Origin of the sequence: Prevotella brunnea (assembly GCF_008016795.1) — a bacterium.
Taxonomy (GTDB): Bacteria; Bacteroidota; Bacteroidia; order Bacteroidales; family Bacteroidaceae; genus Prevotella; species Prevotella brunnea.
Genome location: NZ_SDIK01000075.1, coordinates 23,597 through 31,676, shown reverse-complemented (window position 1 = coordinate 31,676; position 8,080 = coordinate 23,597). Strand labels below are relative to the sequence as shown.

The 8,080-nt window shown below is 38.3% G+C and carries 5 protein-coding genes; all 5 read left to right on the top strand.

The annotated features are described in order from the left end of the window. The first annotated feature begins 282 nt into the window (after positions 1–282). The 5 genes from gyrA (at position 283) to ETF27_RS09525 (ending at position 7,913) form a co-directional block, all read left to right on the top strand. Positions 283–2,895 (top strand): DNA gyrase subunit A, encoded by a 2,613-nt coding sequence (gene gyrA, locus ETF27_RS09545; RefSeq protein ID WP_130828937.1) that lies wholly within the window; start codon positions 283–285, stop codon positions 2,893–2,895. A 70-nt stretch (positions 2,896–2,965) separates the two neighbouring features. Continuing rightward, the gene (locus ETF27_RS09540; RefSeq protein WP_147785753.1) at positions 2,966–4,228 is read left to right on the top strand and encodes a tetratricopeptide repeat protein; all 1,263 of its coding nucleotides are present in this window, start codon (positions 2,966–2,968) and stop codon (positions 4,226–4,228) included. Positions 4,229–4,296: 68 nt separating this feature from the next. After that, complete coding sequence (locus tag ETF27_RS09535) at positions 4,297–5,409, top strand: tetratricopeptide repeat protein (protein WP_130828941.1); 1,113 nt, start codon at positions 4,297–4,299, stop codon at positions 5,407–5,409. A 73-nt stretch (positions 5,410–5,482) separates the two neighbouring features. Next, on the top strand, positions 5,483–6,610 hold the full coding sequence (locus tag ETF27_RS09530; protein ID WP_240048169.1) for a hypothetical protein: 1,128 nt from the start codon (positions 5,483–5,485) through the stop codon (positions 6,608–6,610). Beyond that, entirely contained in the window at positions 6,597–7,913 is a 1,317-nt protein-coding gene (locus ETF27_RS09525; protein WP_130828945.1) for a DEAD/DEAH box helicase, read from the top strand. The genes ETF27_RS09530 and ETF27_RS09525 overlap by 14 nt, the downstream gene beginning before the upstream one ends. Positions 7,914–8,080: the final 167 nt, after the last annotated feature.

Below are 8,080 nucleotides of genomic sequence, written 5' to 3'. Positions count from 1 at the left end.
ATCAATTTCAAAAGCCAAAAGATATGATTAAACAAAGAATTGTGTAATTTTGCACTTGCTTATGGAATCCGCCCTGACATTTCTCATTTATAACAATCCTTAAAATCATTTATATTTTCATTTTAAGCTGCATCAGTATCATTTTATTTTTGTACTTTTACACCGTGTTCAAGCCGTTCGTACGGCTTAAATCGAAAATAAACGCCATTATAGGCGATTTCTACCTATTTTTAGGTAACTCAAGCTAATCAAAAACGATACAACAATTACTATAAATTAATAATGGACGAAAATCAGACAATAGATCACGACAGAATCTTAAAAATCAACATTGAGGAAGAGATGAAAAGCTCGTATATCGACTATTCCATGTCGGTAATTGTAGCGCGTGCACTTCCGGATGTTCGTGATGGCTTTAAGCCCGTACACCGCCGTATCCTATACGGTATGCGTGGGATTGGCAATTTCAGTAATCAGCCATACAAAAAATGCGCCCGCGTTGTAGGTGAAGTCTTAGGTAAATATCACCCACACGGAGATTCTTCCGTTTACGGTGCCTTAGTGCGTATGGGGCAGGAATGGAACATGCGTTACAAGCTCGTTGATGGTCAAGGAAATTTCGGTTCGGTGGATGGTGATTCGCCTGCTGCAATGAGATATACAGAGTGTCGTTTGGCAAAGATGGGAGAACATGTCATGGACGATATCGAAAAAGACACCGTTGATATGGTAAATAATTTCGATGATACCTTACAAGAGCCTGCAGTGATGCCTACAAAAATTCCTAATTTGTTGGTAAACGGAGGCAATGGAATTGCGGTAGGAATGGCAACCAATATGCCAACCCACAACCTCAACGAGGTAATAGATGGCTGTTGTGCTTGCATAGATAACCCCGATATTTCCATCGATGAATTAATGAAGTACATTCCGGCACCCGATTTTCCAACAGGAGCTTTTATCTATGGACTTGAGGGGGTGAAGGATGCTTACGAAACCGGTAAAGGACGTATCGTGTTGCGCGCGAAAGCTGAAATAGAAAGCAATGATCAACATGATAAAATTGTTATAACGGAAATACCTTATGGGGTAAACAAACAACAGCTCATAGAATATATTGCCGATTTGGTGAAAGATGGACGTTTAGAAGGCATTTCCAACGTAAATGATGAAACTGGACGTCAAGGAATGCGTATTGTTGTAGATGTCAAACGCGATTCCAATGCGAATGTGATCTTAAACAAACTGTTCAAAATGACGGCTTTACAGAGTTCATTCTCAGTAAACTGCATTGCATTAGTGAAAGGTCGCCCTAGACTATTGAGTCTGAAAGAATGTATCAAGTATTTTGTTGAACACCGACATGATGTTACAATTCGTCGTACAAATTTCGATTTGAAAAAAGCACAAGAACGTGCCCATATCTTAGAAGGGTTGATTATAGCTTGCGACAATATCGACGAAGTAGTACACATTATTCGTGCAAGCAAAACTCCCTCAGAAGCCCAAGCCAACTTGGAGAAACGATTTGCGTTGGACGAATTACAATCCAAAGCTATTGTAGATATGCGCCTCTCCCAGCTAACGGGCCTGAGAATGGAACAACTACATGAAGAGTTCGAGCAATTGATGAAGACCATTGAAGAGTTGCAAGAAATTCTTAACAATCCGGAACGTTGCAAGGAGGTAATGAAAGAGGAATTGTTGGAAGTAAAAGAGAAGTATGGAGATGAACGACGTACCGAGATTATTCCAGATGAGCACGAATTCAATGCTGAAGATTTCTATCCTAATGATCCTGTGGTCATCACTATTAGCCATTTAGGATACATCAAGCGTACACCGCTTGCCGATTTCAAAGAACAAGCACGTGGCGGAGTCGGATCCAAGGGAGCCAAGACTCGCGACAAAGACTTCACTGAGTTTATTTATCCCGCAACCATGCATCAGACCATGCTTTTCTTTACTAGAAAAGGACGTTGCTTCTGGATGAAATGTTACGACATCCCAGAGGGAGACAGAAACTCAAAAGGTCGCGCTATACAAAACATGTTGGCACTTGCCCCGGATGACAGCGTAAACGCGTTTTTAAGAATAAGCGATTTGGAAGATGAGACTTTCTTGGATAATCATTTTATAGTGTTTGCCACAAAACAAGGTCTGGTAAAAAAGACATCAATACGCGCTTATTCTCGCCCAAGAGCAAATGGTGTTATTGCCATTAATATCAATGAGGGAGACGAGGTCGTTGATGTGCGCATTACTAACGGCGAAAACGAACTTATCATTGCAAATCGTAATGGTCGGGCTTGTCGCTTCAATGAAGAGACAGTACGCTCTATGGGACGTGTATCCACCGGCGTACGAGGCATGCGATTGGACGAAGATGGTCAAGATGAAGTCATTGGAATGATTGTTGTCAATGATCCGGATAAAGACACGGTTATGGTTGTTTCAGAAGAAGGGTACGGAAAGCGTTCCATGGTAGAAGACTATCGACTGACCAATAGAGGTGGTAAAGGCGTAAAAACTTTAAATATTACAGAAAAAACAGGAAGGCTGGTAGCTATTAAGAATGTTACAGACGATAATGACTTGATGATCATTAACAAGAGCGGAATAGTAATTCGCTTAGCTGTAGCCGAGTGCAGGGTAATGGGTAGAGCAACCCAAGGTGTTCGCTTAATTAACCTCACGAAGAAAAATGATGTAATCGCTTCCGTTTGTAAAGTAATGAGTGCCGAATTGGAAGAGCAAATAGAAGAAGAGAGTCGAGCGCAATGGAGTAAGTCCGATGAAGAAATCAAAAGCGATTTTGAAGGGGCGTCGGACAACCTGAATAACTCTACATCAATTTCTGATGAAGATAACTCACCAAACGTTGATTTTGAATAAAATAAAAATAGTAAATTGACGTTTCATCCATGACAGAACAAAAATAAAAACAATTTAAATATATCAGATTATGAAAAAATTTATGATCGCGGCTTTGATGTTATTAGGAACATCTGCTGCATTTGCCGGTGACAGCGAACCACTAAAAGCCATTTTGAAAGCTGATAATTATGCTACGGCTTCATCATTATTACAGTCAAGTTTATCGCAACTTGTTGATAATGCAGAAAAAGCAAAAGCATACAATAAGCTTTTTGAATTGGCGATGAAGAAAGTTAATGCTGAACAAGCCATTGAACTTGAAAATGAAACCCAAAAACAAATGGGAAAAGAAGGAAACAAGCCTGTGGATGAAGCAGGACTCTACGAGTCTGTTGGCTATGCTTTTGATGCGGGAAGTGAAGCAATCAAGTATGACAATATGCCCAATGCGAAAGGTAAAATTAAACCTAAGTTTGGAACTATTGTCGACCAGCTCTACGCACTTCGCGCACAGCTTATCAACGGCGGTATCTTTTATCAGAATGCTAAGGATAATGCCAAAGCCTATAAGTATCTGGCTCGATATGTAGAAACAGCAGATTGTCCTATGTTTGCTAAATTCGACAAATCAAAAGATCAGAACTTAACTGAAATCGCATATTTCGCAACTTACTACGCATATCAGAACAAAGATTACGCTAAAGCAGAAAAGTATGTAGAGTATGCGTTGAAAAATCCAGAACGTGCAAAAGAAGCAGAACAATTGAAGTTAGCAGTGTTGGGAGCACAGTTGAAAACTCGCCAAGACTCTTTAGCTTATGCTGCAAAACTCGAAACCATTTATGCGGAAGATCCTTCCAATGATGCAATATTGACTACACTGACCTCTACTTATAGTTCTCTGGGAATGCAAGATAAAGCTGATAAGATTGTGAATGAGCAGTTGGCAAAGAATCCCAACAGTTTCGGAGCACTTGTTATGCGAGGTCAGTTCGATAGCCAGAAAAAAGAATATGAGGCTGCGGCAAATTCTTTCAAGAAAGCATTAGCATTAGCAAAAGATGACGACACCCGGATAGCTCTTAATGCTTCCATTGGTCAATGCCTCTTCTATAAAGCACAAGATCGCGTAGCTCAAGTAAAGGGCGTTTTAACACCTGCTGCTCGTCAGCAGTTTAATGTTGTCTATAACGAAGCTATTTCATATTTGGAAGCGGCCAAGAAATTGGATGTCATGAAAGAAAAGAAAAGTTCATGGGCATATCCTCTTTATGGCTGCTATTACTTCGTGAAAGGAGCGCAAGCACCTGAAACTCAAGCGGCAGCAAACGATGCCGGAGTTACTAATTAAAGGCTGTCTCCCCTTCTTTGATACAACAATATCAAAGAAGGGATTTTTACTATTTTAAATCATTGCTTATGATAAAACGACTCTTTTGTTTTATATGTTTGTCAGCAAGTATCTGCTTTCTATATGCTCAAGATTATAGAAAGTTAGCTGCAGAAATGAATCAGAGAGCAATAAAGGCCTATAACATCGTTAATAATAAATCGATTAGGGACTCTGTTACAATCTATCGCGCTGTGATAGAAGCATATAATTATACACTTGAAAGTGATAAATACGACAGAATGCCTAACCGAAAAGGAAAGGTAAAGCCTGTTTTCTCCGAAGACAACTCAGTAAGAGCTGCTCATTTACATTCGAAACTAATTGATGCGGGTATATTTCTTACCAAGAATACATATACACGACAGGAAGGCTTAAATGTTTTCAAATTATATTTGACTACCGCAACCAACCCATTAATATGTCAGCTTTTAGACGAAAGTGGAGTTGCTGCTTATTATTTGTCGTTCTACAACCTGAAATCACATAATCTCGAAGAGGCTGACGAATATGCCGATCTCTCTATGAAACATGATGAAACAGCTTTGGAAGCAGCCGAGATAAAAGCACAATGCATGCAGCAACAAATGGTTACGAAAGAAGACTCCTTAAAATATCTCACAGTTCTGACCAAACTTTATGAAACCGACCCTACCAACGAGACTTATTTCTCATGGATAATAAAGTTTTATCAAAACTCAACCCCATATTTTAATATTGAAAAATTTATCGACAAACAATTGGAAGAAAAATACAACTCTACCATTCCTTGGATACTAAAGGGGGAAATAGCTATGCATGCAAAACGGTGGGATGAGGCAATAGACGCTTACAAGACTGCAGACAAACTCGACCAAAATAGTATTCCCATAGCTTACAACATAGGGGTCTGTTTAAATATGAAGGGAATTGCAGCGAGAAATGATGTATTAGAGAGAAAGAAGAGAGGTGAAATGGCTTCAGATAATGAATTTAAGGATATCTTTACTGAGGCAAAAGTATATTTAGAAAGAGTTAAAGCTAAGGATCCACGACGTAATAAGGTAGATTGGGTTAGTCCGCTATATATGGTTTATACCGTGCTGGATGATAAAATCAAAACAGAAGAATTGGAACCATTGGTTAATAAATTCAGGAAATAATTTGAAACGGAGCATTGTCATATTTACCGTTATTTTGTTCCCACTGATTATATTTGCACAAAAAAAGCAAATCATGTTGGCACAAGAACAAGTAAAGACCGGAAAAGGTTTAGAAAAGGCAGAGAAATCTATGCGACTTTTGCTGGAAGATTCCGCTAATCGCACGAATACGAAAGTGTGGGCTGTTTTGTGTGAATCGCTAATTAAACAATATGAATTAGGCAATGAAAAGTTGTATTTGAAGCAAAAGTATGATACCACGACCTTGTTTTCCATCACGAAACGACTGTTCCGCTCAATGGCAAGTTTTGATTCAATAGATGCTAAACCAGATTCAAAGGGACGTATCAGACCGAAATACCGAGAAAATCATGCAGCGTTCTTAAACTCGATACGACCTAATTTATTTAATGGCGGAGTATATTTAATTCACAAGAAAGAATATCAAAAAGCATATGACTATTTCGCTGACTATATAAATAGTGCCACGCAACCACTTTTGGCAAAATATAAATATCTACAGAAAGATGCTCTCATTCCTCATGCAGCTTATTGGTCAATGTTTTGTGGTTACAAATTAAAAGATGCAAAAAAAATAATGACCCACATGAAATTGGCGGAACGCGATTCCTCCATGTTGAATTTTGTACGTCAATATGAAGCTGAAGCCTTCTTGATAAATGCAGATACAACTAACTATCTCCGCGCACTTCAAGACGGATTTTCCGCATTTCCCAATTTCTCTTTTTTCTTTCCAAGACTCTTTGAATACTATTCTGAAAAAGGTGACTTTAAGTCTGCATTAATCATTGCTGATCGAGCGTTAAAAGCCGATTCATCAAGTGTGCTTTTCCGTTACACCAAGAGTACAGCGCTATTAAATTTGGGAAGATACAATGAATGTATTCAAATTTGCGAACAACTTATTGCAGAAAATGATAAGTTTGCAGACGCTTATTATAACTTAGGATTGTCATATTTCAATCAAGCCATAGAAATGGATAAAGTCCGCCAACATAAATCGAAACGAGCTAAGATTGATAAATTGTATGAGAAAGCACTGCCATACATAACGAGATACAAAGAATTGGCACCAGAAATGAAAGACAAGTGGCTGGCACCACTATATACAATTTATCTTAATTTGAATATGGGTAAAGAATTTGATGCGATAGACGAGTTGAGAAATGGAAAAAGATAAGCTTTTAGAAAAATTAGGTATAGCATTCACTCCTATGCAGGAAAAATCTTGGGATGCTATTTTGCATACTAAGAACGATATTGTCTTGTTGTCGTCAACCGGCACGGGGAAAACATACGCATATCTCCTTCCTATCTCCCGGCTTATTGATGAAAACTCAGATGCGCCACAGGTAGTTGTTTTGGTTCCAAATAGAGAGCTTGCAAAACAATCAATGAATGTGGTGAATGATATGAAATTAGGAATCAGATCTATGGCATTGTATGGTGGGAGAAGCACTATGGAAGAACATAGATTACTTCGTAATGTTAATCCACATATTATCATTTCAACTCCCGGTAGGCTGAATGATCATCTTGAAAAGAAAAATTTCGATGTATCGTGTATCCAATTGGTCGTAATCGATGAATTCGACAAATGTCTTGAAATGGGATTTCAGGATGAAATGCACCAACTCCTTGAAAAACTTCCCTTTATACAAAGAAGAATTCTACTATCAGCCACTGACTCGAAGGAGATTCCAAGTTTCGTAAATCTCACTAAAGTTTCAAAGTTAGATTATAGGATTGATAAAAAAGATGTTGCCACAAGGATAAAACTTTATCAAGTGCTATCTCCCTCAAAGGACAAACTCGACATCTTAGCACATTTGCTTTTATGCTTGGAGCAACAAAGCAGTATTGTTTTTCTAAATTACAGAGAGTCTGTGCAAAGGGTATCCGATTTTTTAAAGAAAATGAGCTTTGGCATTGCCCCATTCCATGGAGGGTTAGAACAAAAGGAACGGGAAAGTGCTCTGTATAAATTTTCCAATGGGTCTGCCAATATATTAATAAGTACGAATTTGGGATCACGCGGTCTCGATATTCCGAACGTGGATAATATTATTCACTATCATTTGCCAGATAATGAAGAAGATTACACACACAGGATAGGAAGAACAGCTCGATGGGACAAAAAAGGAACTTCTTTTTTCATCTTAAGCCCAGAAGAAGAACTTCCCGAGTATATTGGTACCAATGTAGAGACCTTCCCAATCCCTCCACAACTCCCCAAAGCAGCCTTACCTTTGATGTGCACAATATATATAGGCAAAGGGAAAAACGATAAAATCTCCAAAGGCGACATTGTGGGCTTTCTCTGTAAGGTAGGAGGATTAGCAATGACTGACATTGGAAAAATTGACATCATGCCAAGATTTTCTTATGTGGCAGTGCGGAGAAGTAAAAAAAACATAGTTCTTAAACTTACTAAAGGGGTAAAAATAAAGGGCTTAAATACCGTCGTGGAAGAAGTAATATGAAAAAACTTCCAAGATGTTGTTGCCTTTACTCAATTGTATAAGTTTTGTCAAAATATAACAATGTAGGATTTTATGAAAAATATCTAAAAACATTTGCTTATTTCAAATTTTAGCTGTAATTTCGCAGACAACATAGGACGATAAATTACCTTTTGAAAAAATAGTAT

Coding starts and splice junctions, on each gene's coding strand:
- ETF27_RS09535 (WP_130828941.1), top strand. CDS start 4,297: ATGATAAAACGACTCTTTTGTTTTATATGTTTGTCAGCAAGTATCTGC.
- ETF27_RS09540 (WP_147785753.1), top strand. CDS start 2,966: ATGAAAAAATTTATGATCGCGGCTTTGATGTTATTAGGAACATCTGCT.
- ETF27_RS09530 (WP_240048169.1), top strand. CDS start 5,483: ATGTTGGCACAAGAACAAGTAAAGACCGGAAAAGGTTTAGAAAAGGCA.
- ETF27_RS09525 (WP_130828945.1), top strand. CDS start 6,597: ATGGAAAAAGATAAGCTTTTAGAAAAATTAGGTATAGCATTCACTCCT.
- gyrA (WP_130828937.1), top strand. CDS start 283: ATGGACGAAAATCAGACAATAGATCACGACAGAATCTTAAAAATCAAC.